Consider the following 24,372-nt stretch of genomic DNA (forward strand, 5'->3'; position numbering starts at 1 on the left):
GGGGGCAACGGACAGGGACCCGGCTCGCACCGCCGACACGGGGCGGCAGGTGCGGATCGGGTCTCTCTGGCCGACGGGGTGGGAACACGGCTGAGGCCGGGGCTCGGGGGGATCGAGCCCCGGCCTCGGCCCTTTCCCCGTTCCGGGCCCGGATCCGGTGCGCGGCCCCGGCTGCGAGTGCCCCGCAGGGCCCGGCCCCGCCGTCAGCCGCGGCCGCGCAGCGGGATGCGGGTACGGAGGCGGGCCGTGGCGGCAGCCACGCGGTCGGTCAGGGCCGACCACCGGGCCGAGGCCGCCCAGGCGACCCGGGCCGCCGAGCGGGGGAAGAGCAGCGCACGCAGCCGCGCCCCGCGGGACACCCCGGAGAGCAGCCCCGCCCGGGCCAGGAGGACGTCCTGGGCCAGCTCCCCGTAGGACGGCTCCGCGCCCGGCGGAGCGTATAGCTCCCGCTCCACCGCGCCCGCGACCCGGCGTACGGCATCGGCCGCCCCCGCATCGAGCCCGCCCAGGGACACCACCCGGTCCGCCGCCCCCCGCGGCGACAGCGCCTCGTCCGGGACGATCCCGACGTCCCACGCCGCGTCGCGCAGTTCCCGCCAGGCGGCCAGCACCCGCCCGGAGCCGAGCCGCCGCGCCCGCAGCCGCCCGCGCCACAGGAACGGGAGCAAGGGGAGGGAGAGGAGCAGGATGCCGGCGGCCGTCCAGGCGAGCACCGCCGCAGCCGAGGTGCCGTCGCCGCCCGCGCCCGTGCTCTGCTGCCCCGCGGCCGGACCGCACTCGCCCAGCCTCTTCAGTTCCGGCGGGCAGTCGTCCGCCGTCGAGGGCCCGGCCGAGGGCTGCGCCGCACTCGCGGAGGGGGCCGCCGTGGGCGCGCTCGGCTGGGTCTGCGGGGTGGCGGGCCGGCTGTAGTCCGGGACGGTGATGCCCGACCGGGGCGTCGGCTCGAAGCGGGTCCAGCCCACGCCCTCGAAGTACAGCTCGGGCCAGGCGTGCGCGTCCCGCATGGAGACGTTGACGATCCCGTCGGCCTGCTTCACCCCGGGCGTGAAGCCGACCGCGACCCGCGCCGGGATCCCGAGCGTGCGCGCCATGGAGGCCATCGAGAAGGCGAAGTGGACGCAGAAGCCCTCCTTGTCGGCGAGGAACTTGGCGATGGCCTGCGAACCCGTACCGGAGGAGACCTTGGTGTCGTAGCGGAACCCGCCGCTCACCGCGAAGTACTCCTGGAGCTTGACCGCCGCCGTGTAGTCGTCCTTCGCGCCGTTGGTCACCTCGCGGGCCGTCTGGGCGACGACCGGCGGCAGGTTGTCCGGCACCTTCGTGTACTCGGCCGCGATCTCCGGATTCGGCGCGGGCGCCTTGCGCAGCTGCTCCGCCGTCGGGTTCAGCAGCAGGCTCCGCACGGAGTACTGCACCCCCTGGGCGTTCTGGAACCGGTCCTTGCCCAGCTGGTCCCCGACGAGGGTCCGCCCGGCCGGCTCGAACCGCCACTTCCCGGGGATGTCCACGCCCGTCGCCGGGTACGGCATCGGCAGGTAGCGCTGCGCGTACGTCTGCGCCGAGGAGATGAAGGTCTCCACCTCGGTCGCGCCGTTCAGGACGCTGTCGCTCACCCCGGGCGGGTTCGGCATCCGCTTCGGGACGTCCGTCAGGGCCCGCCCCGACGCCTCCCACTTGATGCCGTTGAACTCGTCCAGCGCGAGGATCCGCAGGTACTGCTCGCTGAGCTGCGGGCTGTTCGTGCGGTACCGCAGCACCACCCGGTTGTCCTGGGTGTTCAGGCTGCTCTGCAGGGAGACCAGCGGGTTGACCGCCTGGATCGAGGGGCCGAGGCCGTTGCCCTCGCCCTCGCCGGCTCCGCCGCCGTTGCCCAGGACTCCGCTGCCCAGCGAGGGCAGCACCGCCGGTACCACCAGGGCCAGACCCAGCGCGACCGCGCCGATCCGCCGCCCGGTGCGCACCGGGGCCACCGCCTGCCCGCCGCCCGCGTACCCGGCCGCCACCTGGCCCCGAGGGGCCGCGCCGAAGACCCGGCCCCACTGGGCGAGCCGGTCGCGGCCCTCGGCCAGGAGGAGGAGCAGGTAGCCGCAGCCGGCCAGCAGGAAGGAGACCCAGGAGGATCCGCCGGAGCCGGCGGCCGCGCCCGACAGGCCCGCCGCCACCGAGTACAGCGCGAGCAGCGGGAGCCCGGCCGCGGCGGCCGTGCGTACGGTCACCGCCAGCAGGTCCACCAGCAGCCCGATCAGCAGCACGCCGGAGACCAGCAGCAGCCGGATCCCGTCCGTCAGCGGGGCCGGCATCGAGAACTCGTTCACGTCCTGCACGCCCTGGCGGAACAGCGCGCCGAAGTCCGTCACGAGATAGTCGAACAGCCCGTCGCCGGCGGCGGACTGCATCTTCCCGCCGAACAGCAGCATCAGCGCCAGCAGGGACACGAGGAGCTGCGCCGCCACGGTCAGCGTCCGGGCCAGCGGCACCCGCCGTGCCCCCGCGCCCACCGCGCTCTGCAGCGCCAGCAGCGCCGCCGCCTGCGGCAGCCAGCTGCCCGATTCCACCAGCGGGTTCAGCGACCAGGCGGTGAACAGCGTCGCCAGAGCCGCGAAGACCGTCAGTCTCGCCCGTCCGCTCATCCCCAGCCCCCCGCCGAACCCGAACCGCCCGCCGTTCCGATCGGTGCGTTCCCCGCCTGCCGCCACAGTTCCCCGAAGGGCGTCCCGGGCGGGGCGGCCAGCGCCGTCCAGCCCGCGTCGCGCAGCCCGGCCAGGCGCTCCTCCAGCGGAGGCAGCCCCTGCGACATCACCGAAGCCAGCCCCTGGGGCCGGCCCGACCACTCCGCGGAGTCCAGGACGAACGCCACGGCGCCCCCGCCGCGCCGGCACATCTTCGCCGCCAGTCCCGTCTGTACGTCGTCCAGGTCTCCGAAGAAGGCGATGAGGAGCCCGTCACCGCCCGCTCCGCCGAAACCACTGCCGGCGCCGTTGCTGCGCACCGCGTCGCAGGCCCGCGAGAGGCCCGCGCCGTCGGAGTGGCCGACCACCGCGAGCGTGTCCATCATCAGCCCCGCCGCCTCCGCGGACTCCTGGCCGCCGGCGGTGAAGCCGCCGCCCTCGCGGGGCACGCAGTCCCCGGTGTCGGTCAGCAGCCGCACCGAGAAGCCCTGCTCCAGGAGGTGCACCAGGGCCGAGGCGGCGGCGGAGACGGCCCATTCGAAGGCCGAGTCGGGGCCGGCGCCCTCGTAGGCCAGGCGCCGGGTGTCCAGCAGCACGGTGGCCCGGCTGCGCTGCGGCTGCTCCTCGCGGCGCACCATCAGCTCGCCGTAGCGGGCGGTGGAGCGCCAGTGCACGCGGCGCAGGTCGTCGCCGCGCCGGTAGCCGCGCGGGATCACGTCGTCCTCGCCCGCCAGGGCCAGCGAGCGGCGGCTGCCGTCGCCGTAGCCGGATGACTCACCGGTGAAGCGCACCAGGGGCAGGGCCTCGGTGCGCGGGATCACGGTGAGGGTGTCGTAGGCGGAGAAGGAGCGGGTCAGCTCGACCAGCCCGAAGGGGTCGGTGAGCCGCAGCTGGAGGGGGCCCAGCGGGTAGCGCCCGCGCAGGTCGGAGCGGACCCGGTAGGACACCTCGCGGCGGCCGCCCGGCTCCACCCGGTCCAGCACGAAGCGCGGCCGCGGCCCCAGCACGTACGGCACCCGGTCCTGGAGCATCAGCAGGCCGGTCGGCATCCGGGAGGTGTTGTCGAGCCGCAGCTGCACCCGGGCCTCGGAGCCGGCGGGCACCCGCATCGGGGTCAGCCTCCGGTTGCCGGAGACCCGGTGGCGGGTGCGGTGCAGGGCCAGGACGCAGAGCAGCGGCAGCACGGCGAGCAGCAGTCCGACCCGGAGCAGCTCGGACTGGCCGAGGACGTACGCGCACAGCCCGGCGGCGATCCCGGCGGCCAGGAAGGACCGGCCCCGGGTGGTCAGCCCGGACAGCGAGGCGCGCAGCCCGGCGGCGCTCCCGGCGGTCTGCGGTCCCCGGCCGCCCGCGTCGTGCGGGGCGCCGGCGCTCATCAGAAGCCCCGGATGCCCGCGCCGGGCGGGATCTCGCCGTGCGAGGGGGCGGCCGGTACGGGCGTGCGCTGGAGGATGTCGGCGACGACCTGCTCGGCGGTGCGCCGGCTCAGCTGGGCCTGCGCGGTGGGCAGCAGCCGGTGCGCGAGCACCGGTCCGGCCAGGGCCTGGACGTCGTCGGGCAGGACGTAGTCCCGCCCGGCCAGGGCGGCGGAGGCCTTCACGGCCCGCAGCAGGTGCAGGGTGGCGCGGGGCGAGGCGCCCAGGCGCAGGTCCGGGTGGCCGCGGGTGGCGGAGACCAGGTCGACGACGTAGCGCCGCACGGGGGCGGCCACGTACACCTCGCGGACCGCTTCGATGAGCTTGACGATGTCGTGGGCGTGCGCGACGGACGTCAGGTCGTCGAGCGGGGAGAGCCCGCCGTGCACGTCGAGCATCCGCAGCTCGGCGTCGGGGCTGGGGTAGCCCACCGAGACCCGGGCCATGAAGCGGTCGCGCTGGGCCTCGGGGAGCGGGTAGGTGCCCTCCATCTCCACCGGGTTCTGGGTGGCGACCACCATGAAGGGGCTCGGCAGCGTGTAGGTGGTGCCGTCGATGGTGACCTGGCGCTCCTCCATCGACTCCAGCAGCGCGGACTGGGTCTTGGGGGAGGCGCGGTTGATCTCGTCGCCGATGACGATCTGCGCGAAGATCGCGCCCGGCTTGAACTCGAACTCCCGGCGCTGCTGGTCGTAGATGCTCACGCCGGTGATGTCCGAGGGCAGCAGGTCCGGGGTGAACTGGATCCGCTGGACCGAGCAGTCGATGGACTTGGCGAGGGCCTTGGCCAGCATCGTCTTGCCGACGCCGGGCACGTCCTCGATCAGCAGGTGGCCCTCGGCGAGCAGGACGGTCAGCGCGAGCCGGACCACCTCCGGCTTGCCTTCGATCACGCTTTCGATCGATTCCCGTACCTGCTGCGCCGTGCTGGTCAGATCCGCGAGGCTCGCTCGGTCGTCATACGTGGTCACCTGGTTCTCCTCGACCCTTTCCCAGGGCCGGCGCCCCATGGCGCATGACCGGCCCACCCCGAAACACCTCAGAAACCGCGAGCAATCAAGAACGTCGAAACGCGATCACCGGCCCGGAAGGGTTCTTCCGGGTGACGTCTCCCCGCATTCTTGACGGCGCTTGGCCCTGGTGTCACTCAAGAGGTGGGATCGATCTCCCGCAGGAGCCCGGTGTGCACGTCGAAGACGAAGCCTCGCACATCGTCCTTGTGGGGGAGGAAGGGGTTCGTGCGGACCCGCTGCATGGACTGGCGGACGTCCTGGTCCACGTCGCGGAAGGCCTCGACGGCCCAGGCGGGGCGCTGGCCGACCTCGTCCTCCAGCTCGTGCCGGAAGTCCTCGGTCAGGCTTTCGAGACCGCAGCCGGTGTGGTGGATGAGTATCACCGTGCGGGTGCCGAGCGCCCGCTGGCTGATGGTGAGGGAGCGGATGGTGTCGTCGGTGACCACCCCGCCGGCGTTGCGGATCGTGTGGCAGTCGCCCAGCTCCAGGCCGAGGGCGGCGTGCAGGTCGAGGCGGGCGTCCATACAGGCCACGACGGCCACCTGGAGGACCGGGCGGGCGTCCATGCCGGGGTCGGTGAACTTCGCTGCGTAGGCGCGGTTCAGTTCCACGAGCCTGTCGGTGGTGGCGGAGCCCTCGCGGGTCAGGTGGTCGGACTCGGCGGGCAGGGATGCGGAAGTCGTCATGGATACGACGTTAGTGGTCACAGGGCGTCTGAGCATCGAGTGAGGGTGGACAAAGAAGGTCACCTGATCCTGTTGTGAGCTAACCCACAGGGGTGAGGAGCGCACGGCCGTCCGGGTGATTCGGGGCTTTTGCGGCTTCGGTCGCAGCGGGGCGCACGGCGCGCGGGGCGGTTCGTTGACCGCGGCGACCGTTGCACTAAAGTGACGCGAACCGGCCGGAGCCCGGCCCTGACCGGCCGCCCGGCCCTTTGGTAACACTCCGCGTGCGCGGCGCGGCGTATGCCTGCCGCGCCGTTATCTGAGAGGGCGCTTTGACTAGCGAGTCCCGACACGTCCCGGTGATGCTCCAGCGGTGCCTGGACCTGTTGGCCCCGGCACTGGAGAGGCCCGGGGCCGTCGTCGTCGACTGCACCCTCGGCCTCGGCGGCCACAGCGAGGCCCTGCTCACCCGGTTCCCCGAGGCCCACCTGATCGGCCTGGACCGCGACAAGGAAGCCCTGCGCCTCTCCGGGGAGCGCCTCGCGCCCTTCGGGGACCGGGTCACCCTCGTCCACGCCATCTACGCCGACCTGGCCGAGGTGCTCGACGGCCTGCGCATCCCCACCGTGCAGGGCATCCTCTTCGACCTCGGCGTCTCCTCCATGCAGCTGGACGAGGCCGACCGCGGCTTCGCCTACGCGCAGGACGCCCCGCTCGACATGCGGATGGACCAGACGACGGGCATCAGCGCGGCCGAGGTGCTCAACACCTACGCGCCCGGCGAGCTCGTCCGGATCCTGCGCCAGTACGGCGAGGAGAAGCAGGCCAAGCGGATCGTGTCCGCGGTCGTGCGCGAACGGGAGAAGGAGCCCTTCACCAACAGCGCGCGTCTCGTCGAACTGATCCGGGACTCCCTGCCGCAGGCGGCGAAGCGGACCGGCGGCAACCCGGCCAAGCGCACCTTCCAGGCGCTGCGCATCGAGGTCAACGGCGAGCTGTCGGGGCTGGAGCGCGCCATCCCGGCCGCCGTGGACCGGATCGCGGTCGGCGGCCGGATCGCGGTGCTCTCGTACCACTCGCTGGAGGACCGCCTCGTCAAGCAGGTCTTCGCCGCCGGCGCGGCCTCGACGGCCCCGCCCGGGCTGCCGGTCGTACCGGAGAAGTACCAGCCGAAGCTGAAGCTGCTGACGCGCGGTGCGGAGCTGCCGACCGAGGAGGAGATCGCGCAGAACCGGCGCGCGGCGCCGGCCCGCTGCCGCGGAGTGGAGCGCATCCGGGAGGCGCGGCTGTGAAACGCCTGGGGCGGGTACTGGGGGGGCCGGTCGCCGGACAGGCGGCGCGGACCCCGTTCGTCCTGCTGGTCGTGGCGCTGCTCGGCGGCGGGCTGATCAGCCTGCTGCTGCTGAACTCGGCGCTGAACCAGGGCTCCTTCCAGCTGAGCAAGCTGAAGCGGGAGACCACCGCCCTCACGGACGAGGAGCAGGCGCTGCAGCGGGACGTGGACGGGTACTCGGCGCCCGATGCCCTGCAGCGGCGGGCGCACGAGCTGGGTCTGGTGCCCGGGGGCAGCCCGGTCTTCATCGGGCCCGACGGCAAGGTCGCGGGGGCCGCCTCGCCTGCCGCGGAGCCGCCGCCCCCGGCGCCGCCGGCTCCGCCCGCGTCCGCCCCGGCGGTTGCGCCCTCCCCGGGTGCGGCCCTCCCGAGCCCGGCCGGCTCCCCGGCTCCGGCCGGTTCCCCGGCTCCCTCGGGTGCGGCCGCTGCCCCGGCCCCCTCCGGCGCGCCTTCGGGCGGCGCTCCCCAGCCCTCCCAGACCCCTGGACGGTGACGTCGTGACGCGTACCCCTGCGGGGGCGGTCCCCTACCCGCCCTTCCACCGTTCCCCGGAGCTCCGCCCCGGACCCGTTGCCGGGGGCCAGCCCCCGGACCCCCGCGCCTCAAACGCCGGCGAGGCTGGATTTCGGCTGATCCAGCCCCTCCGGCGTTCGAGGAGCGGGGTCCGGGGCGGAGCCCCGGGGGTCGCCGCATGAGCCCGCAGGAGCCGCCGCGGCGGCGGGTGCCCGGGCCCGGGCGGCCCCGGCCCGCCGGGGAACGGGGGCGGGCCACGGCCCGGCCGGGCGGGGCCAGGCCCGCGACCCGCCGCCCCGCCCCCGCGAGGAAGCCGCACACGATCCGGCTCGGCTCGCCCAAGCCCCGGCTGCGGCTGGTCAGCGTGGGGCTGACGGTGGTGATGCTGGTGTTCGTCGTACGGCTGCTCCAGGTGCAGGCCGTCGACGCGTCCGCGTACTCCGCCAAGGCCTCGGAGAACCGCTTCGCCAGCTACACCCTGGCCGCCGAGCGCGGGGAGATCACCGACCGCAAGGGCGTGGCGCTGGCCACCAGCGTGGACGCGTACGACATCACCGCGGACCCGCACATGTTCACCGTGCAGGAGAGCAAGGCCCCCGACGCCCCCGAGCAGGCCGCGGCCCTCCTCGCCCCGATCCTCGGCAAGGACGCCAAGGAGCTCACCGAGCGCCTGCAGACGAAGAACACCCGCTACGTGGTCCTCGCGCGCCGCCAGACCCCCCAGGTCTGGAACCAGATCAAGGACCTCAAGAAGGTCTTCGCCGAGAAGGCGACCGCGGACAAGAGGAACAGCGGCCCCGGCGCCAACGTCCTGGCCGGCGTGTTCAACGAGCCCAGCAGCAAGCGCGTGTACCCGAACGGCGACCTCGCCGCCGGGATACTGGGTTACGTCAACGCCGAGGGCAAGGGCGGCGGCGGTCTGGAGTCCTCCCTCGACAAGAAGCTGGCCGGCAAGGACGGGGAGCTCAGGTACGCCCAGTCGGGCGGCCGCCGCGTGCCGACCGCCGGGTCCAGCGAGAAGCCCGCCGTGCCCGGCGAGGACATCGAGCTGACGATCGACCGCGACATCCAGTGGGCCGCGCAGAGCGCGATCACCGAGCAGGTCGCCAAGTCGGAGGCCGACCGCGGGTACGTCATCGTCCAGGACACCACCACCGGTGAGGTCCTCGCGATGGCCAACGCCCCCGGCTTCGACCCCAACGACCTCTCCAAGGCCACCTCCGCCGCCATGGGCAACGCCGCGCTCCAGGACGTGTACGAACCCGGCTCCACCGCCAAGGTGATGTCGATGGCGGCCGTCCTGGAGGAGAAGAAGGCCCAGCCCGACACCCACGTCGAGGTCCCCAACCGGCTGCACCGCGGCGACCGGCTCTTCAAGGACGACATCGACCACCCGACCTGGTACCTGACCCTCAACGGGGTCCTGGCCAAGTCCTCCAACATCGGCACCATCCTGGCCACCGGCCAGCTCGGCCCGACGCAGCCCGAGGCCAACAAGGTCCTGCACTCGTACCTGGACAAGTTCGGCATCGGCCGGCCCACCGGCCTGAACTACCCCGGTGAGTCCCGCGGCATCCTCGCCCCGCCCGAGAAGTGGTCCACTTCCCAGCAGTACACGATCCCCTTCGGCCAGGGCCTGTCCCTCAACGCCATGCAGGCGGCCTCCGTGTACTCGACCATCGCCAACGGCGGGGTCCGCATCGCCCCCACCCTGGTCCGCGGCACCAAGGGCCCCGACGGCCGCTTCACCCCGGCCCCGGCGCCCGCGAAGAACCGCGTGGTCAGCAAGGAGACCGCCAAGACCCTCGCGGAAATGCTGGAGTCGGTGGTCGACGACCAGGAGGGCACCGGCACCAAGGCCCGCATCCCCGGCTACCGGGTCGGCGGCAAGACCGGCACCTCCAACCGGGTGGATCCGGTCACCGGCCGCTACAAGGGCTACACCGCCTCGTTCGCGGGATTCGCACCCGCGGACAACCCCCGCATCACCGTGTACTGCGCCATCCAGAACCCCACCAAGGGCAGTTACTTCGGTGGCCAGATCTGCGGGCCCATCTACAAGAAGGTCATGGAGTTCGCCCTCAAGACCCTCCAGATCGCCCCCACCGGAACCGCCCCCGCCGGACTTCCGGTCACCTACGAACCCGGCGCGCAGCCCGGCCCCCGGCCGAGCCCGCAGCCGGGCCAGTGACCCCGACCCGGCCGGCCCGCCCCAGAAAAGCGTGAGGCACCATCAGTGACAACGATCACCCCCGAATCCGGGAACCACGCGTCCGCCGCCCCCGAGGCCGGGCCCTCGCTTCGCGAGCGGCCCGCCGGGCCCGGTACGCTCACCGCCGTGCCCCACGCTGATCAGCCCAGAACCACCCAGAACGACGCACCGGCAGCGCCGCCGGGAGCGCCACGCCCCCTGTCCGTCCGCCCGACCCCCCTCGGTGAGCTGGCGGAGCTGCTGGGAGTGGAAGTTCCCGGCGCCCCCAGTGCGCTGACGCGGATCACCGGCATCACGCACGACTCCCGTGCCGTGCGCCCCGGAGACCTCTACGCGGCCCTGCCCGGCGCCAAACTGCACGGCGCGGACTTCGCCGCCCAGGCGGCCGCCCTCGGCGCCGCCGCCGTGCTGACCGACCCGGCCGGCGCGGAGCGCGCCGCGGCCACCGGACTCCCGGTCCTCGCCGTCGCCGACCCGCGCGGCCGGATGGGAGAGCTGGCCGGCGCCGTCTACAACTGGCCGGGCGAGGCCCTGCTCCAGATCGGCATCACCGGCACCTCCGGGAAGACCACCACGGCGTACCTCGTCGAGGGCGGTCTGCGCGGAGCCGGACGCCGGACGGGGCTCATCGGCACCGTCGAGATGCGCATCGGGGACGAGGCCATCAAGTCCGAGCGCACCACCCCCGAGGCCACCGACCTCCAGGCGCTCTTCGCGGTCATGCGCGAACGCGGCGTCGAGGCCGTGGCCATGGAGGTGTCCAGCCACGCCCTGGTGCTCGGCCGGGTCGACGGATGCGTCTTCGACGTGGCCGTCTTCAACAACCTGAGCCCGGAGCACATGGAGTTCCACTCCGACATGGAGGACTACTTCCAGGCGAAGGCGCAGCTCTTCGCCGGGCGCCGGGCCCGCGTCGGCGTGATCAACATCGACGACGAGTACGGCCGCCGGCTCGCCAAGGAGTCGCCGATCCCGGTCGTCACCTTCTCCGCCGCGGGCGACCCGGCCGCCGACTGGCGGGCCGAGGACGTGGTCTCGCGCCACATGGACTCCACGCTGACCCTGGTGGGCCCCGCGGGCGAGCGGATCCGGGCCACGGCCCCGCTGCCCGGCCCGTTCAACGTCGCCAACACCGTGGCCGCCGTCGTCACCCTCGCCGTGGCCGGCCTCGACCCGCAGACCGCCGCCGACGGCGTTGCCGCGGTCCCCGGGGTTCCCGGCCGGCTGGAGCGGGTCGACGCGGGACAGCCGTACCTGGCCGTCGTGGACTACGCGCACAAGACGGACGCCGTCGAATCGGTCCTGCGGGCCCTGCGCGAGGTCACCACCGGCAAGCTGCACGTCGTACTGGGCTGCGGCGGCGACCGCGACACCACCAAGCGGGCCCCGATGGGCGCGGCGGCCGCGCGGTTCGCCGACACGGCCGTACTGACCTCCGACAACCCGCGCTCCGAGGACCCGCTGGCGATCCTCGCCGCGATGTTCCGCGGGGCCGTGTCCGTGCCGCCCGCCGAGCGCGGCGCCGTGCTCGTCGACGCCGACCGGGCGGCGGCCATCGCCGCGGCCGTCGCGCGCGCCGAGCCGGGGGACACCGTGCTGGTGGCCGGCAAGGGCCACGAGCAGGGCCAGGACACCGCGGGTGTCGTCCGCCCCTTCGACGACCGGGCGGTCCTGCGCGCGGCCATCGAGACCCAAGCACGCCAGCGTCCCCGACAGGCCGAGGTGAACCAGTGATCGCCCTTTCCCTCGCCGAGATCGCCGAGATCACCGGCGGGCAGCCCCACGACATACCGGACCGGTCCGTCCTGGTCACCGGTCCCGTGGTCTACGACTCCCGCGAGGTCGAGGCCGGCAGCCTGTTCGCCGCCTTCGTCGGGGAGCGGGTCGACGGCCACGACTACGCCGAACGCGCCCTGGCCGCCGGGGCCGTGGCCGTTCTCGCGACCCGTCCCGTCGGCGTCCCGGCCATCGTCGTCCCCGACGTGGTGGCCGCCCTCGGCGCGCTCGCCCGCGCCGTCGTCGAACGGCTGGGCACCGACGTCGTGGCCCTCACCGGCTCCGCCGGCAAGACCTCCACCAAGGACCTGATCGCCCAGGTCCTGCAGCACCACGCGCCGACCGTGTGGACCCCCGGAAACCTCAACAACGAGATCGGCCTGCCGATCACGACGCTGCGGGTCACCGAGGAGACGCAGCACCTGGTCCTGGAGATGGGCGCCCGCGGCATCGGCCACATCGCCTACCTCACCGGACTGACGCCCCCGCGGATCGGCCTGGTCCTCAACGTCGGCACCGCGCACATCGGGGAGTTCGGCGGCCGGGAGCAGATCGCGCAGGCCAAGGGCGAGCTCGTCGAGGCCCTGCCGTCCGAGGCGGAGGGCGGCATCGCCGTCCTCAACGCCGATGACCTGCTGGTACGTGCAATGGCCGGGCGCACGAAGGCCCGTACGGTGCTGTTCGGCGAGGCCGAGGACGCCGACATCCGGGCCACCGAGGTCCGGATGACGGACAGGGGACAGCCTTCGTTCACATTGCGAACACCGACCGGGTGCAGCGACGTGACCTTGCGGCTGTACGGTGAGCACCACGTGTCGAACGCGCTCGCCGCGGCCGCCGTCGCCCACGTACTGGGCATGTCAGCACAGGAGATCGCCACCGCGCTCTCCGGAGCGGGCAGCCTGTCCCGGTGGCGGATGGAGGTCACCGAGCGGGCGGACGGCGTGACGATCGTCAACGACGCCTACAACGCAAACCCCGAGTCCATGCGGGCCGCACTGCGCGCACTCGCCGCGATGGGCGGTGCCGGCAAGGCGAACGGGGGCCGCACGTGGGCGGTGCTCGGCCCGATGGCCGAGCTCGGGGACGACGCGCTCGCCGAGCACGACGCGGTCGGACGGCTTGTCGTCCGGCTCAACGTGAGCAAGCTGGTCGCGGTCGGGGGCAGGGAAGCCTCCTGGCTGCAACTGGGCGCATATAACGAGGGTTCGTGGGGTGAGGAGTCGGTGCTCGTGTCCGACGCGCAGGCGGCGGTCGACCTGTTGCGCAGTGAGCTGCGCCCGGGAGACGTCGTGCTGGTGAAGGCTTCCAGGTCAGCCGGCCTGGAGCGGGTGGCGCAGGCCCTGCTCGACGGCGAGGTCGCCGGCCGATGAGGCAGATCCTGTTCTCCGGAGTCATCGGACTCTTCCTCACGCTCATCGGCACCCCGCTGCTGATCAAGGGTCTGGCCCGCAAGGGCTACGGCCAGTTCATCCGGGACGACGGGCCGCGCGGTCACGCCGGGAAGAAGGGCACGCCCACCATGGGCGGCATCTCCTTCATCCTGGCCACGCTGATCGCGTACGCCCTCACCAAGGTGATCACCGGAAGCCAGCCGACCTTCTCGGGCCTGCTCGTCCTCCTGCTGATGGCGGGCATGGGCCTGGTCGGCTTCCTCGACGACTACATCAAGATCGTCAAGCAGCGTTCGCTCGGTCTGCGGGCCAAGGCCAAGATGGCCGGCCAGCTGATCGTCGGCATCGCCTTCGCGGTGCTCGCGCTGCAGTTCAAGGACGCGCGCGGACTGGCGCCGGCCTCCACCAAGCTGTCGTTCGTCACGGACTTCGGCTGGTCGATCGGCCCCGTGCTGTTCGTGGTCTGGGCCCTGTTCATGATCCTGGCGATGTCCAACGGCGTGAACCTGACCGACGGTCTGGACGGCCTGGCCACCGGCGCCGCCGTGATGGTCTTCGGCGCCTACACCTTCATCGGCGTCTGGCAGTACCAGGAGTCCTGCGCCAACGCGCAGACCCTGACCAACCCGGCCGCCTGTTTCGAGGTGCGCGACCCACTGGACCTCGCGGTCGTCGCCGCCGCCCTGATGGGCGCCTGCTTCGGCTTCCTGTGGTGGAACACCTCGCCGGCCAAGATCTTCATGGGCGACACCGGTTCGCTGGCCCTCGGCGGCGCGCTCGCCGGCCTCGCGATCTGCTCCCGCACCGAGTTCCTGATGGCGCTCCTCGGCGGCCTCTTCGTCCTGATCACCATGTCGGTCGTCATCCAGGTCGGCTCCTTCAAGCTGACCGGCAAGCGCGTCTTCCGGATGGCACCGCTGCAGCACCACTTCGAACTCAAGGGGTGGTCGGAGGTCCTCGTCGTCGTCCGGTTCTGGATCATCCAGGGCATGTGCGTGATCGTGGGCCTGGGAGTCTTCTACGCGGGATGGGCAGCCGACAAGTGACCGCCTGGCACGGCAAGAACATCACCGTCGCCGGCCTCGGCGTGAGCGGCATCAGCGCCGCGCGCGCCCTGGCCGGGCTGGGTGCGCTCGTCACTGTCGTGGACGGGGGCGACAGCGAGGGCCACCGCACACGGGCCGCGGAGCTGGAGGCGGCGGGCATCTCCGTACGCCTGGGCGACGCCCAGACCCTGCCGGAGGGGACCGGCCTGGTCGTCACCTCGCCCGGCTGGAAGCCCGACAGCCCGCTGTTCGCGGCAGCCGCCGCGGCCGGCGTGGACGTGGTCGGCGACGTCGAGATCGCCTGGCTGCTGCGCGAGGTTGCGGAGGACCTGCGCGCCGCCCGTTCCGGCGAGCCCCGCAGGGAACCGGCCCCGTGGCTGGCGATCACCGGGACCAACGGCAAGACCACCACCACCCAGATGCTCGCCTCGATCCTGAAGGCGGCCGGTCTCAGGACGGCCGCCGTCGGGAACATCGGCACCCCGATCATCGACGTGGTGCTCGGCGAGGAGCAGTACGACGTACTCGCCGTCGAGCTCTCCAGCTACCAGCTGCACTGGGCGCCCTCGGTGCGCCCCCACTCCGCGGCCGTCCTGAACCTGGCCCCGGACCACCTCGACTGGCACGGCTCGATGGAGGCGTACGCCGCCGACAAGGGCCGGATCTACGAGGGCAACACGGTCGCGTGCGTCTACAACGCCGCGGACAGGGCCACCGAGGACCTGGTCGTCGAGGCCGACGTCGAAGAGGGCTGCCGGGCCATCGGCTTCACCCTCGGCGCCCCCGGCCCCTCCATGTTCGGCGTCGTCGACGGCATCCTCGTCGACCGGGCCTTCGTGGCGAACCGGCAGAAGAACGCCCAGGAACTCGCCGAGGTCGCGGACGTCAACCCGCCGGCCCCGCACAACATCGCCAACGCCCTCGCGGCCGCGGCCCTGGCCCGCGCCTTCGGCGTGGAGCCGCGCGCCGTCCGCGACGGACTGCGCGACTTCCGGCCGGACGCCCACCGGGTCAGCCACGTGGACGAGGTGGGCGGGGTCACCTACGTCGACGACTCCAAGGCCACCAACACCCACGCCGCGGAAGCCTCCCTGGCGGCCTTCGAGCCGGTGGTCTGGATCGCCGGCGGCCTCGCCAAGGGCGCGACCTTCGACGAGCTCGTGCAGAAGGCCGGGAAGCGGCTGCGGGGCGCCGTCCTGATCGGCGCCGACCGGGCCCTGATCGCCGAGGCACTGGCGCGACACGCCCCGGAGGTCCCGGTCGTGGACCTCGCACGGACCGACACTGGGGCGATGCTCGCGGCGGTCCGGGAAGCGGCCCGGCTCGCGGAGCCCGGCGACACGGTCCTGCTGGCACCGGCCTGTGCCTCGATGGACATGTTCGCGAACTACGGCAAGCGTGGGGATGCGTTCGCCGACGCGGTGCGCGAACTGGCCGCCGAGCGGGCCTAGGTCCGGCCCGACCCGGGGCAGGTTCCCTCCGGCCGACCGGCTGCTCGCCTCGTACGAGTTGGAGGGGAAGATCACAGATGCCGGCCAAGCAAGTGCTGCCGGGGCGGCGGCCGTCCACCGACAAGAGCGCCAAACCCGGTGCCCCCAGGGCGCCCAGGGCCGGCCGGGGGGTGCTGGGCGGCAGAGGTCGCCCCGCCGCACGTCCGCGGCGGCCCGCCGGCGGCGGGCCGCTGACCCGGCTGCGGCGTACGCACCGGCAGTTGCGCCGGGCCTGGGACCGGCCCCTCACGGCGTATTACCTGATCTTCGGCAGCTCGCTGCTCATCACCGTGCTCGGCCTGGTGATGGTCTACTCGGCCTCCATGATCAAGGCGCTCCAGCTCGGCCTGGGCGACGCGTACTTCTTCAAGAAGCAGTTCCTGGCGGCCGCGATCGGCACCGGACTGCTCCTGATCGCCTCCCGGATGCCCGTCAAGCTCCACCGGGCCCTGTCCTATCCGGTGCTCACCGGCACGCTCTTCCTGATGGTCCTGGTCCAGGTCCCCGGGATAGGAGTGTCGATCAACGGCAACCAGAATTGGATCTCCCTTGGCGGTCCGTTCATGCTGCAGCCCAGTGAGTTCGGCAAACTGGCCCTCATCCTCTGGGGCGCCGACCTGCTGGCGCGCAAGGGCGACAAGGACCTGCTGAGCCAGTGGAAGCACCTGCTGGTGCCGCTGGTCCCGGTCACCTTCCTGCTGCTCGGGCTCATCATGCTGGGCGGGGACATGGGCACCGCGATGATCCTCGGCGCCATCCTGTTCGGCCTGCTGTGGCTGGCCGGGGCCCCGACGCGGATGTTCGCGACGGTCCTGGCCCTTGCGGGCGTGCTCGTGGCGCTGCTCATCAAGACCAGCCCGCACCGCATGGACCGGCTCCAGTGCATCGGAGTGACCGAACTGCCCGAGAACGGCCTGTGCTGGCAGGCCGTCCACGGAATCTACGCCCTCGCCTCAGGCGGATGGTTCGGTTCCGGACTGGGTGCCAGTGTGGAAAAATGGGGGCAACTGCCGGAGGCCCACACCGACTTCATCTTCGCCATCACCGGCGAGGAACTGGGGCTGGCGGGGACGCTGTCGGTGCTCGCCCTGTTCGCGGCCCTAGGCTATGCGGGTATCCGCGTGGCCGGACGCACGGAGGACCCCTTCGTACGGTTTGCCGCGGGAGGCGTGACCACCTGGATCACGGCGCAGGCCGTGATCAACATCGGGGCGGTGCTCGGCCTGCTGCCGATCGCCGGGGTTCCGCTCCCGCTGTTCTCCTACGGCGGGTCAGCCTTGCTGCCGACCATGTTCGCGGTCGGACTGCTCATCGCCTTCGCGCGGGAGGAGCCGGCGGCACGGGCGGCGCTCGCGATGCGGAGGCCCAAGAACGGCCGGACGCGGACCGGGCAGAGATGGAAGTCGATGGGACGGCGCGTCAAGAAGCGTCCGTCCGGAGAGCGGTGATTTTCCGTGCATGTCGTACTCGCCGGTGGGGGGACCGCCGGCCACATCGAGCCGGCGCTCGCCCTCGCGGACGCCCTGCGCAGGCAGGACCCTTCCGTGGGCATCACCGCCCTCGGCACGGAACGCGGACTCGAAACCCGCCTGGTGCCCGAGCGCGGCTACGAGCTGGGACTGATCCCGGCCGTCCCGCTGCCCCGCAGGCCCACGCCCGAGCTGATCACCGTCCCGGGACGGCTGCGCGGCACCATCAAGGCCGCGGAGGAGATCCTGATCCGCACCAAGGCCGACTGCGTCGTCGGATTCGGCGGCTACGTGGCCCTGCCCGGCTACCTCGCGGCCAAGCGCCTCGGGGTGCCGATCATCGTCCACGAGGCCAACGCCCGGCCCGGACTGGCCAACAAGATCGGCTCCCGGTACGCGTTCGCCGTCGCGGTCTCCACCCCCGACAGCAAACTGCGCGGCGCCCGCTACGTGGGCATCCCGCTGCGCCGCTCCATCTCCACCCTCGACCGGGCCCTGGTCCGCCCGGAGGCGCGCGCCGCCTTCGGCCTGGACCCCAACCTGCCGACGCTGCTGGTCTCCGGCGGTTCGCAGGGCGCCCGCCGCCTCAACGAGACGATCGAGCAGATCGCGCCGACCCTCCAGCGCTCCGGGGTCCAGATCCTGCACGCGGTCGGCCCGAAGAACGAACTGCCGCGTGTCGACAACATGCCCGGGATGCCGCCGTATGTGCCGGTACCGTACCTGGACCGGATGGATCTCGCGTACGCCGCGGCCGACATGATGCTCTGCCGCGCGGGCGCGATGACCGTCGCCGAACTGTCCGCCGTCGGGCTGCCCGCCGCCTACGTCCCGCTGCCGATCGGCAACGGCGAACAGCGGCTCAACGCCCAGCCGGTGGTCAAGGCCGGCGGCGGCCTGCTCGTGGACGACGCGGAACTGACGCCCCAGTGGGTGCAGAGCCAGGTCCTCCCGGTGCTCGCCGACCCGCACCGGCTGTACGAGATGTCCCGCGCCGCCGCCGAGTTCGGCCGCCGGGACGCGGACGAGCTCCTCGTCGGCATGGTGTACGAGGCGATCGCAGCCAACAGAGCCCGCTGACGCGGGAAGCACCGACGCAGGAGGCACAGGAGTGGCCGGAGCGAGCACCGCGCGCCGTGGCGGTCCGGGAGCCGCCGGGAAGGGCTCCGGCCCCCTCCGGCGGCTGGGGACCCCGAAGGCCCCCAAGCCGCCGAAGCCGCCCGGGGGATCCGGCCCGGGGGGACCCCGCGGGCCGCGCCCCGGCGGGCGGCTCCCGGGAGGACTGCGCCGGGGTCCCCTCGTGGTGGCCTGCACGGTCCTCGCCCTGCTGCTGGCCGCCGGCTGCACCTGGGTGCTCTACGGCTCCTCCTGGCTCCGGGTCGAGAAGGTCACCGCGGCCGGCACCGAGGTCCTGACCCGGGACCAGGTGCTGGCGGCGGCGGCCGTTCCGGTCGGCGCACCCCTGGTGTCCGTGGACACCGACGAGATCGAAGCCCGGCTCCGCGGCCGCCTGCCCCGTATCGATTCGGTCGATGTGGTGCGGGCCTGGCCGCACGGAATCGGGTTGAAGGTGACGGAACGCAAACCCGTTCTGCTCATCAGGAAGGACGCGCAGTTCGTGGAAGTGGACGGTTCCGGTGTGCGATTCGACACGGTCGGACAAGCACCGGAAGGCGTTCCGCTCCTCGACCTGAGCGCCCAGCAGTCTCCGAGCGGCCGCCGTTTCGACGAGGAACGGCTGCTGCGCGAGGCCGTCGGGATCGCCGGAGTCCTTCCGGAACCCGTCCGCAAGGAGACCGTGCAGGTCAAGGTCCGGTCCTACGACTCGGTGGTACTGGAGTTGACCGGCGGCCGAACGGTGGTCTGGGGGAGCGGCGAACAGGGCGAGGCGAAGGGCCGGGCACTGACCGCACTCCTGAAGGCCTCGCCCAAGGCTGACCGATTCGACGTGAGCGTCCCCACCGCCCCGGCGGTGTCCGGTAGTTGACGTCCGGTCGAACAGCGTCGCACCCTGGTTGGCCACCGATACGGGTGATCACATAGGGTGAAAAGAAAAACGGGAGGTTCGGCGTGTTCGTTGAACACGCGCTACTTGTCGACTTAGTGTCCTGTTCGGAAGAGTCCAAGGAACAGACACACTCATAACCCTAAACTTCAGGGTTAGGGTTCGGGTCGGCGTGTACGGACCGTCCCAATTTCGGCATCAGTCGTCGCACCGCAGGCCCGCGAGGCGAACGACACGTAACTCGAGGCGAGAGGCCTTCGACGTGGCAGCACCGCAGAACTACCTCGCAGTCATCAAGGTCATCGGTGTCGGCGGCGGTGGTGTCAATGCCATCAACCGAATGATCGAGGTCGGTCTCAAGGGCGTCGAGTTCATCGCCATCAACACAGACGCCCAGGCGCTGTTGATGAGCGACGCCGACGTCAAGCTCGACGTCGGCCGGGAACTCACGCGGGGTCTTGGCGCAGGCGCCAACCCGGATGTCGGCCGCAAGGCGGCAGAGGACCACCGCGAGGAGATCGAGGAGGTCCTCAAGGGGGCCGACATGGTCTTCGTCACCGCCGGCGAAGGCGGCGGCACCGGAACGGGCGGCGCACCCGTCGTCGCCAACATCGCGCGCTCGCTGGGCGCCCTGACGATCGGTGTGGTCACCCGGCCGTTCACCTTCGAGGGCCGGCGCCGCGCGAACCAGGCCGAGGACGGCATCGCCCAGCTCCGCGAGCAGGTCGACACCCTCATCGTCATCCCCAACGACCGCCTGCTGTCCATCTCGGACCGCCAGGTCAGCGTGCTCGACGCCTTCAAGTCGGCGGACCAGGTCCTGCTGTCCGGCGTCCAGGGCATCACCGACCTCATCACCACCCCGGGTCTGATCAACCTCGACTTCGCGGACGTCAAGTCCGTGATGTCCGAGGCGGGCTCGGCCCTGATGGGCATCGGCTCGGCCCGCGGCGACGACCGCGCGGTGGCCGCGGCCGAGATGGCGATCTCCTCGCCGCTGCTGGAGGCGTCCATCGACGGAGCCCGCGGCGTGCTGCTCTCCATCTCCGGTGGCTCGGACCTCGGTCTCTTCGAGATCAACGAGGCCGCGCAGCTGGTGAGCGAGGCCGCGCACCCCGAGGCGAACATCATCTTCGGTGCCGTCATCGACGACGCGCTCGGCGACGAGGTGCGGGTCACCGTCATCGCGGCCGGGTTCGACGGCGGACAGCCCCCGGCCCGCCGTGACAACGTCATCGGCGCGGCCTCCACCAAGCGCGAGGAGCCGGCCCCGGCTCCGGTCCGTGCCGCCGAGCCGGCCCGCCCGGCCTTCGGCGGACTCGGCTCGGTCACCCCGCGCGAGGAGCCGGTCCGCAGCGAGCCGGTCCCGGTCGCCGAGGCTCCGGCCCCGCAGGTCCCGACGGCCCGGCCGTACCAGGACAGCCCGGCCGAGGAGCTGGACGTCCCGGACTTCTTGAAGTGACCCTGGAGCAGCACAGCGAGAGCGGCGCCCACTTCGCCTTCACCGACCGGTGGGGCGGGGTGAGCGCCGTTCCGTACGAGGAGCTCAATCTCGGCGGCGCGGTCGGAGACGACCCGGCCGCCGTTCGTGCGAACCGGGCCCTCGCGGCGAAGGCGCTGGGCATCGCGCCGGACCGGGTGGTCTGGATGAACCAGGTGCACGGCCGCGAGGTGGCGGTGGTCGACGGCCCGTGGGGCCCTGACCAGCAGGTCCCCGCTGTGGACGCGGTGGTGACCGCCCGTCGGGGGCTCGCCCTCGCCGTCCTCACCGCCGACTGCACCCCCGTCCTGCTGGCCGACCCCGTCGCCGGCGTCGCGGGAGCCGCCCACGCCGGGCGGCCCGGACTGGTCGCCGGAGTCGTGGGGGCCGCCGTCGAGGCGATGGTCGCGCTCGGGGCCGACCCCGCGCGGATGGTGGCCCGTACCGGACCGGCGGTGTGCGGACGCTGCTACGAGGTTCCCGCCGAGATGCGGGCGGCCGTCGCCGAGGTGGTGCCGGCCGCTTACGCCGAGACGAGCTGGGGAACACCGGCCGTCGACGTGGTGGCAGGAGTGCACGCCCAGCTCGCGGAGGCGGGGGTGGCCGACCTCGGCCGGTCCCCGGTCTGCACACTGGAGTCGCGGGACCACTTCTCGTACCGCCGCGACCGGATGACCGGGCGGCTTGCCGGATATGTCTGGTTGGACTGAAGAATGACGGATCGTAAGTCCGAGCTCGCCGAGAACCTCGCGCGGGTGGAGGAGCGGATCGGGGCCGCCTGCGCGGCCGCCGGCCGCAAGCGGGAAGAGGTGACCCTCATCGTGGTCACCAAGACCTACCCGGCGAGCGACGTACGACTGCTGGCGGACCTGGGTGTCCGTCACGTGGCGGAAAACCGGGACCAGGATGCGGCCCCCAAGGCCGCAGCCTGTGCGGATCTGCCCCTCACCTGGCACTTCGTCGGCCAGTTGCAGACGAACAAAGTCCGTTCGGTGGCGGGATACGCGCACCTCGTGCAGTCCGTCGACCGCCCGAAGCTCGTCACCGCCCTCTCGGCGGCCGCGGAAGGCGCCGGACGGGAACTGGGCTGCCTGGTGCAGATCGCCCTCGACGCCGAGTCGGGCGAACGGGGGGCCCGCGGCGGTGCGGCGCCCGAGCAGCTCGCCGAGCTGGCGGACCTCGTGGCCGCGGCTCCCGGACTGCGCATCGACGGCCTCATGACGGTCGCTCCGCTGGCCGGGCGGTACGCGGGACGCGAACAGGCGGCCTTCGAGCGGCTGGTGGAATTGTCATCCCGCCTGCGCGCGGACCATCCGGCTGCCACGATGGTGTCGGCCGGGATGAGCGCAGACCTGGAACAGGCCGTTGCGGCCGGTGCGACACATGTACGCGTCGGCACTGCGGTACTCGGCGCGAGACCCCGGCTCGGGTAACGTCGCGAAGAAAGTCGGACCACAGCAGAAAATATGGTCATTTCCGCTGATGAGCGGACAGGCCACGTGGATCGCGGGCAGTTGGTGACATTCGTGACACGGCGAGACACCTGCGACAGGGCGATCCACCACAGAGCGGAGGACTCAGAGAATGGCCGGCGCGATGCGCAAGATGGCGGTCTACCTCGGCCTCGTGGAGGACGACCGGTACGACAACCCGGGGTACGACCCCGACGACGAGTTCGAACCCGAGCCGGAGCCCGAGCGGCCGCGAGAGCGGGACCGCCGACAGCCACCCGTTTCGCATCAATCGCCCGTATCGGACGAACCGGTGCGAGTTGCCCAGCCTCCGGCACCAAGAGAACCCCTCCCAATGCCGGTTGAAAACGGACGTCCCGCGCGAATCGCCCCCGTGGCGTCCATCACACCCGAACGCTCGAATCTGGAGAAGAACGCCCCCGTGATCATGCCCAAGGTCGTCTCCGAGCGGGAGCCGTACCGCATCACGACGCTGCACCCCCGGACCTACAACGAGGCCCGTACCATCGGGGAACACTTCCGTGAGGGCACTCCGGTGATCATGAATCTCACGGAGATGGACGACACGGACGCGAAGCGTCTGGTCGACTTCGCCGCAGGCCTCGTCTTCGGTCTGCACGGCAGCATTGAACGCGTGACACAGAAGGTGTTCCTGCTGTCTCCTGCTAACGTCGATGTCACGGCGGAGGACAAGGCCCGCATCGCGGAGGGCGGGTTCTTCAACCAAAGCTAGACCGATCCGTCAGATACGGGACCGGGTACAGGGCGGAAGCAGGGGAGAGGGAAGCGCTAGATGGGCGTCGCACTGCAAGTGGTCTACATCGCGCTGATGTGCTTCCTCATCGTGCTGATCTTCCGACTGGTCATGGACTACGTGTTCCAGTTCGCACGTTCATGGACACCCGGCAAGGCGATGGTGGTCGTTCTGGAGGCCACCTACACTGTCACCGATCCACCGCTCAAGCTCCTTCGGCGGCTCATCCCGCCGTTGCGTCTCGGGGGCGTGGCACTCGACCTGTCCTTCTTCGTTCTGATGATCATCGTTTACATCCTCATCAGTTTCGTGAGCACCGCTGCGAGAAGCGTGTGAACGATGAGCTCCCCCGCAGGTGCGGGGACAGTCCCGATACGGTCCTGCCGACTGCCGACGACTACGTAGAGGTGAAGAAGACATGCCGCTGACTCCCGAGGACGTGCGGAACAAGCAGTTCACGACCGTCCGCCTGCGAGAGGGCTATGACGAGGACGAGGTCGACGCCTTCCTCGACGAGGTCGAGTCCGAACTGACGCGCCTGCTGCGCGAGAACGAGGACCTGCGCGCCAAGCTGGCGGCCGCCACGCGTGCCGCCGCGCAGAACCAGCAGCAGGGCATGCGCAAGCCCGAGCCCCAGGACCAGCGTGGCCCCGGAGCCCCCGTGCCCGCGGCCATATCCGGCCCCCCGCAGCAGCAGCCCCCCATGGGTCAGCCGCAGCTCCAGGGTGGTCCGCCCCAGCTTCCGGCCGGCCCCGGCGGGCACGGCGGTCCGCAGGGTCCCGGCCCGATGGGCGGCCCCATGCAGCAGCACACCATGGGTGGGCAGCAGCAGATGGGTCAGCCCGGCATGCCGCAGGGCATGGGCCAGCAGGGTCCGGGTCCGATGGGCAACCCCATGCAGCAGTCCATGGGTGGCCAGAACCCGCTCGGCCAGCAGATGGGCCAGCCGATGGGGCAGCAGATGCAGCCGATGGGGCAGCAGATGCAGCCCATGGGCCAGCAGATGCACCAGCAGCCGCAGCAGCTCCCCCAGCAGGGTCCCGGTGGCGACAGCGCCGCCCGCGTCCTGTCGCTCGCGCAGCAGACCGCCGACCAGGCGATCGCGGAGGCCCGCTCGGAGGCCAACAAGATCGTCGGCGAAGCCCGGTCGCGCGCCGAGGGCCTGGAGCGGGACGCCCGCGCCAAGGCCGACGCGCTGGAGCGGGACGCGCAGGAGAAGCACCGCGTCGCGATGGGCTCCCTGGAGTCCGCCCGCGCCACGCTGGAGCGCAAGGTCGAGGACCTGCGGGGCTTCGAGCGTGAGTACCGCACCCGTCTGAAGTCCTACCTGGAGTCGCAGCTGCGCCAGCTGGAGACGCAGGCCGACGACTCGCTGGCTCCGCCGCGGAACCCCGCCGGTCCCGCGCTGCCGCCGTCGCCGACCCCGTCGATGGCTCCGGCCGGTGCGATGCACTCCATGGGCGGTCCGTCCATGGGCGGCGGTCCCTCGCCGATGGGTGGCCCGTCCCCGATGGCGCCCTCCTACGGTGGCGGTCAGCAGCAGATGTCCCCGGCGATGACGCAGCCGATGGCTCCGGTGCGGCCGGCTGGGCCGCAGCCGATGCAGCAGGCGCCGTCTCCCATGCGGGGCTTCCTGATCGACGAGGACGACAACTAAGCGGTAGCCG

Annotated in this window: 20 protein-coding genes; 16 read left to right on the plus strand and 4 right to left on the minus strand. The window is 72.1% G+C overall.

What is annotated here, in order from left to right:
• Positions 1 to 203: 203 nt before the first annotated feature.
• The 4 genes from NLX94_RS16535 to NLX94_RS16550 all read right to left on the minus strand — a co-directional run bounded on the left by NLX94_RS16535 (position 204) and on the right by NLX94_RS16550 (position 5,783).
• Positions 204 to 2,630, minus strand: coding sequence for a DUF3488 and transglutaminase-like domain-containing protein (locus NLX94_RS16535; RefSeq protein ID WP_254383534.1), 2,427 nt, complete (start codon positions 2,628 to 2,630; stop codon positions 204 to 206).
• On the minus strand, positions 2,627 to 4,045 hold the full coding sequence (locus NLX94_RS16540; protein WP_254383535.1) for a DUF58 domain-containing protein: 1,419 nt from the start codon (positions 4,043 to 4,045) through the stop codon (positions 2,627 to 2,629). The genes NLX94_RS16535 and NLX94_RS16540 overlap by 4 nt, the downstream gene beginning before the upstream one ends.
• On the minus strand, positions 4,045 to 5,055 hold the full coding sequence (locus tag NLX94_RS16545; protein WP_254383536.1) for a MoxR family ATPase: 1,011 nt from the start codon (positions 5,053 to 5,055) through the stop codon (positions 4,045 to 4,047). Before NLX94_RS16545 ends, NLX94_RS16540 begins: the two co-directional genes overlap by 1 nt.
• A gap of 176 nt (positions 5,056 to 5,231) precedes the next feature.
• Positions 5,232 to 5,783, minus strand: coding sequence for a carbonic anhydrase (locus NLX94_RS16550; RefSeq protein ID WP_254383537.1), 552 nt, complete (start codon positions 5,781 to 5,783; stop codon positions 5,232 to 5,234).
• Positions 5,784 to 6,124: 341 nt separating this feature from the next.
• Here NLX94_RS16550 and rsmH point away from each other — a divergent pair, with 341 nt between their 5' ends.
• The 16 genes from rsmH (at position 6,125) to NLX94_RS16630 (ending at position 24,362) form a co-directional block, all read left to right on the plus strand.
• On the plus strand, positions 6,125 to 7,054 hold the full coding sequence (gene rsmH, locus NLX94_RS16555) for a 16S rRNA (cytosine(1402)-N(4))-methyltransferase RsmH (protein WP_254383954.1): 930 nt from the start codon (positions 6,125 to 6,127) through the stop codon (positions 7,052 to 7,054).
• Positions 7,051 to 7,587 carry a hypothetical protein gene (locus NLX94_RS16560; protein WP_254383538.1) on the plus strand — a complete coding sequence of 179 codons (537 nt, stop codon included), beginning with the start codon at positions 7,051 to 7,053 and terminating at the stop codon, positions 7,585 to 7,587. Before rsmH ends, NLX94_RS16560 begins: the two co-directional genes overlap by 4 nt.
• 198 nt (positions 7,588 to 7,785) lie before the next feature.
• Entirely contained in the window at positions 7,786 to 9,798 is a 2,013-nt protein-coding gene (locus NLX94_RS16565; RefSeq protein WP_254383540.1) for a penicillin-binding protein 2, read from the plus strand.
• Positions 9,799 to 9,843: 45 nt separating this feature from the next.
• A complete protein-coding gene (locus NLX94_RS16570) occupies positions 9,844 to 11,553 on the plus strand; it encodes a UDP-N-acetylmuramoyl-L-alanyl-D-glutamate--2,6-diaminopimelate ligase (protein WP_254383542.1) in 1,710 nt (569 codons plus the stop codon).
• Entirely contained in the window at positions 11,550 to 12,968 is a 1,419-nt protein-coding gene (gene murF, locus NLX94_RS16575; protein ID WP_254383544.1) for a UDP-N-acetylmuramoyl-tripeptide--D-alanyl-D-alanine ligase, read from the plus strand. Before NLX94_RS16570 ends, murF begins: the two co-directional genes overlap by 4 nt.
• On the plus strand, positions 12,965 to 14,035 hold the full coding sequence (gene mraY, locus NLX94_RS16580; RefSeq protein WP_254383546.1) for a phospho-N-acetylmuramoyl-pentapeptide-transferase: 1,071 nt from the start codon (positions 12,965 to 12,967) through the stop codon (positions 14,033 to 14,035). Before murF ends, mraY begins: the two co-directional genes overlap by 4 nt.
• A complete protein-coding gene (gene murD / locus NLX94_RS16585; protein ID WP_254383548.1) occupies positions 14,017 to 15,486 on the plus strand; it encodes a UDP-N-acetylmuramoyl-L-alanine--D-glutamate ligase in 1,470 nt (489 codons plus the stop codon). The genes mraY and murD overlap by 19 nt, the downstream gene beginning before the upstream one ends.
• A 77-nt stretch (positions 15,487 to 15,563) precedes the next feature.
• Positions 15,564 to 16,973 carry a putative lipid II flippase FtsW gene (gene ftsW / locus NLX94_RS16590; RefSeq protein ID WP_254383550.1) on the plus strand — a complete coding sequence of 470 codons (1,410 nt, stop codon included), beginning with the start codon at positions 15,564 to 15,566 and terminating at the stop codon, positions 16,971 to 16,973.
• A 6-nt stretch (positions 16,974 to 16,979) separates the two neighbouring features.
• Positions 16,980 to 18,074, plus strand: coding sequence for an undecaprenyldiphospho-muramoylpentapeptide beta-N-acetylglucosaminyltransferase (gene murG / locus NLX94_RS16595; RefSeq protein WP_254383552.1), 1,095 nt, complete (start codon positions 16,980 to 16,982; stop codon positions 18,072 to 18,074).
• Positions 18,075 to 18,105: 31 nt separating this feature from the next.
• The gene (locus NLX94_RS16600) at positions 18,106 to 18,981 is read left to right on the plus strand and encodes a cell division protein FtsQ/DivIB (RefSeq protein WP_374683968.1); all 876 of its coding nucleotides are present in this window, start codon (positions 18,106 to 18,108) and stop codon (positions 18,979 to 18,981) included.
• 280 nt (positions 18,982 to 19,261) lie between these two features.
• On the plus strand, positions 19,262 to 20,461 hold the full coding sequence (ftsZ, locus tag NLX94_RS16605; RefSeq protein WP_243330151.1) for a cell division protein FtsZ: 1,200 nt from the start codon (positions 19,262 to 19,264) through the stop codon (positions 20,459 to 20,461).
• Positions 20,458 to 21,189 carry a peptidoglycan editing factor PgeF gene (gene pgeF, locus NLX94_RS16610; RefSeq protein WP_254383554.1) on the plus strand — a complete coding sequence of 244 codons (732 nt, stop codon included), beginning with the start codon at positions 20,458 to 20,460 and terminating at the stop codon, positions 21,187 to 21,189. Before ftsZ ends, pgeF begins: the two co-directional genes overlap by 4 nt.
• A 3-nt stretch (positions 21,190 to 21,192) precedes the next feature.
• A complete protein-coding gene (locus NLX94_RS16615) occupies positions 21,193 to 21,912 on the plus strand; it encodes a YggS family pyridoxal phosphate-dependent enzyme (protein ID WP_254383556.1) in 720 nt (239 codons plus the stop codon).
• A 151-nt stretch (positions 21,913 to 22,063) separates the two neighbouring features.
• The gene (locus NLX94_RS16620; RefSeq protein ID WP_254383557.1) at positions 22,064 to 22,684 is read left to right on the plus strand and encodes a cell division protein SepF; all 621 of its coding nucleotides are present in this window, start codon (positions 22,064 to 22,066) and stop codon (positions 22,682 to 22,684) included.
• Between the two features lie 60 nt (positions 22,685 to 22,744).
• Positions 22,745 to 23,041, plus strand: coding sequence for a YggT family protein (locus tag NLX94_RS16625; RefSeq protein WP_112450285.1), 297 nt, complete (start codon positions 22,745 to 22,747; stop codon positions 23,039 to 23,041).
• Between the two features lie 82 nt (positions 23,042 to 23,123).
• Positions 23,124 to 24,362, plus strand: a complete 1,239-nt coding sequence (locus NLX94_RS16630) for a DivIVA domain-containing protein (protein ID WP_254383559.1) — start codon at positions 23,124 to 23,126, stop codon at positions 24,360 to 24,362.
• The last annotated feature ends 10 nt before the right edge of the window (positions 24,363 to 24,372 follow it).

It is taken from the genome of Streptomyces sp. TBY4 (assembly GCF_024213195.1).
Lineage (GTDB): Bacteria > Actinomycetota > Actinomycetes > Streptomycetales > Streptomycetaceae > Streptomyces.

What these genes read in the sequence shown, in the direction of transcription:
- NLX94_RS16535 (WP_254383534.1), bottom strand. Translation starts at nt 2,630, where the DNA reads ATGAGCGGACGGGCGAGACTGACGGTCTTCGCGGCTCTGGCGACGCTG.
- NLX94_RS16540 (WP_254383535.1), bottom strand. Translation starts at nt 4,045, where the DNA reads ATGAGCGCCGGCGCCCCGCACGACGCGGGCGGCCGGGGACCGCAGACC.
- NLX94_RS16550 (WP_254383537.1), bottom strand. Translation starts at nt 5,783, where the DNA reads ATGACGACTTCCGCATCCCTGCCCGCCGAGTCCGACCACCTGACCCGC.
- rsmH (WP_254383954.1), top strand. Translation starts at nt 6,125, where the DNA reads ATGCTCCAGCGGTGCCTGGACCTGTTGGCCCCGGCACTGGAGAGGCCC.
- NLX94_RS16565 (WP_254383540.1), top strand. Translation starts at nt 7,786, where the DNA reads ATGAGCCCGCAGGAGCCGCCGCGGCGGCGGGTGCCCGGGCCCGGGCGG.
- mraY (WP_254383546.1), top strand. Translation starts at nt 12,965, where the DNA reads ATGAGGCAGATCCTGTTCTCCGGAGTCATCGGACTCTTCCTCACGCTC.
- murD (WP_254383548.1), top strand. Translation starts at nt 14,017, where the DNA reads ATGGGCAGCCGACAAGTGACCGCCTGGCACGGCAAGAACATCACCGTC.
- ftsW (WP_254383550.1), top strand. Translation starts at nt 15,564, where the DNA reads ATGCCGGCCAAGCAAGTGCTGCCGGGGCGGCGGCCGTCCACCGACAAG.
- NLX94_RS16615 (WP_254383556.1), top strand. Translation starts at nt 21,193, where the DNA reads ATGACGGATCGTAAGTCCGAGCTCGCCGAGAACCTCGCGCGGGTGGAG.
- NLX94_RS16620 (WP_254383557.1), top strand. Translation starts at nt 22,064, where the DNA reads ATGGCCGGCGCGATGCGCAAGATGGCGGTCTACCTCGGCCTCGTGGAG.
- NLX94_RS16625 (WP_112450285.1), top strand. Translation starts at nt 22,745, where the DNA reads ATGGGCGTCGCACTGCAAGTGGTCTACATCGCGCTGATGTGCTTCCTC.
- NLX94_RS16630 (WP_254383559.1), top strand. Translation starts at nt 23,124, where the DNA reads ATGCCGCTGACTCCCGAGGACGTGCGGAACAAGCAGTTCACGACCGTC.